Source organism: Syntrophomonas sp. UBA5494, assembly GCF_002426325.1.
The window spans coordinates 1-1,986 of sequence record NZ_DIPG01000080.1 but is presented as its reverse complement, the minus strand read 5'-3'; the positions used below and the strand labels follow the sequence as shown (position 1 = coordinate 1,986).

The window sequence follows — 1,986 nt, the reverse complement described above, 5'->3', positions numbered from 1 at the left end:
TCTGACCCCGGAGGAAGCCGTAAATACGGTTGAACGGGCGTTGGCGCTGTGCCCTGACATTACTGTGGCCGGCATCGCCGGTCCCGGTGATACGCTGGCTAGCGATCATGCTCTGGATGCCTTCGCATTGATCCATGCCCGATTTCCACAGTTGATCAATTGCCTCAGCACCAACGGCCTGCTCTTGGAAGAAAAGGCGCAAAAGATCGTAGATGTCGGGGTCAAGACCGTCACTGTAACAGTGAATGCGGTCAATATACAAATTTTGCAAGAAATTTGCTCGCACATAGTCTATCAAAAGCAATATTTAACCGGTTCGGCAGCAGCACGCTGGCTATTGCTGGCTCAGCTCAAGGGCATTGACAAAGCGGCTAAACTGGGCTTAATCGTAAAGATTAATACGGTTCTCATTCCCGGGCTTAACGACGGGCATGTCGGCGAAGTTGCCAGGGTTACAGCCCGTGTTGGGGCTTCATTGATCAATATCATTCCTCTAATACCTCAAAACCAGATGGCGCACCTCAGTCCTCCTTCCTGCGAAGACTTAAACCGGGCGCGCAGTAACGCCGAGGATCATCTGCCCGTTTTCCGGCATTGCCAGCAGTGCCGGGCCGACGCCTGCGGCATTCCCGGCTCGAAAACGGATTTGGCCGCTGTTTTATACGATAGTCCCATGCAGACCTTTTCACACGGATAAAAAGCGCAATGCATGCATGTGAGGTGGTGGAAATATGTCCTGCCGGGTGGCCGTGGCCAGCAGTGACGGAAAAGTGATAAACCAGCATTTTGGGAGGGCTGGACAGTTTCTCGTTTTTGATTTGGAGGAAAAAGGTCCGGAGTTTTATGAATTGCGTAAAACAGTTCCCCTATGCGGGAGCGAAGCAAACCATGACAATCTCCTCCAGCATACCGTTCAGAGTCTGTCCGACTGCCGGGTGATCCTGGTCAGCCGGGTGGGGCCGGGAGCCGAAGAAGCTTTGACGCAAGCGGGTATTCAGGTCTTGGCCATACCGGGACTTATTGAGCCGGTGCTGCGCAAGCTGCACCATTATTTACGCAATCAAGACAAAGAAAATCAGAGGTGAACGAATTGGCGAAGAAGATCAAACAGATTGCCATCTACGGCAAAGGGGGAATAGGAAAATCCACTACGACTTCCAACATCAGCGCCGCTCTGGCCAGGGAAGGCTTTAAAGTGATGCAGTTTGGCTGCGATCCCAAAGCCGACTCCACCAATACTTTGCGAGGCGGGCAATATATTCCCACCGTCCTCGACTCTCTGCGGGAAAAAACCGTGGTTAAGCCTGCGGAAGTTATTTTTGAAGGCTATGGCGGGGTTTATTGCGTAGAGGCCGGAGGCCCTGCGCCGGGGGTGGGATGCGCCGGCCGGGGAATCATCACGGCGGTTCAATTGTTTAAACAACAAAAAGTGTTTGAGACCCTGGATCTTGATTTTGTCATTTACGATGTGCTGGGCGATGTTGTTTGCGGAGGCTTTGCCATGCCTATTCGGGAGGGAATCGCCGAACACGTGTTTACGGTCTCTTCGGCGGATTTTATGGCCATATATGCAGCCAACAATCTTTTCAGCGGTATACAGAAATACTCCAAAAGTGGCGGGGCCTTACTGGGCGGGCTCATCGCCAATTCCATCAATGCCCCCTATGCCAGGGAGATCGTGGACGATTTCGTTCAAAAGACCAACACGCAAGTTATAGAATACATTCCCCGCTCCATTACCGTAACCCAGAGTGAGCTTCAGGGCAAGACCACCGTCGAACTGGCTCCCGAATCGGATCAGGCCCAAATCTACCGCAGCCTGGCTCTCAAAATCGCTGCACACAGCGAGTCGAAAACGCCGTCTCCACTGGGGATTCAGGCTTTGCGCGAGTGGGCTTCCCACTGGGCCGAATATCTTTTGGCCTATGAAACGGGTGAAGTGCGCAGTGAGGCCAGCGGGATTTAAGCGCGGAGGCGACCGGTTTT

General features: G+C 53.0%; 3 protein-coding genes. All 3 read left to right on the top strand.

The features are described 5' to 3' along the window. The coding region (locus B3W37_RS08905; RefSeq protein ID WP_483175442.1) for a radical SAM protein at window positions 1–697 on the top strand (697 nt) is incomplete at its 5' end. A 34-nt stretch (window positions 698–731) separates the two neighbouring features. Next, complete coding sequence (locus B3W37_RS08900; protein ID WP_483170168.1) at window positions 732–1,085, top strand: NifB/NifX family molybdenum-iron cluster-binding protein; 354 nt, start codon at window positions 732–734, stop codon at window positions 1,083–1,085. Window positions 1,086–1,090: 5 nt separating this feature from the next. Further along, window positions 1,091–1,966, top strand: coding sequence for a nitrogenase iron protein (gene nifH / locus B3W37_RS08895; RefSeq protein ID WP_483175448.1), 876 nt, complete (start codon window positions 1,091–1,093; stop codon window positions 1,964–1,966). Window positions 1,967–1,986 lie beyond the last annotated feature (20 nt).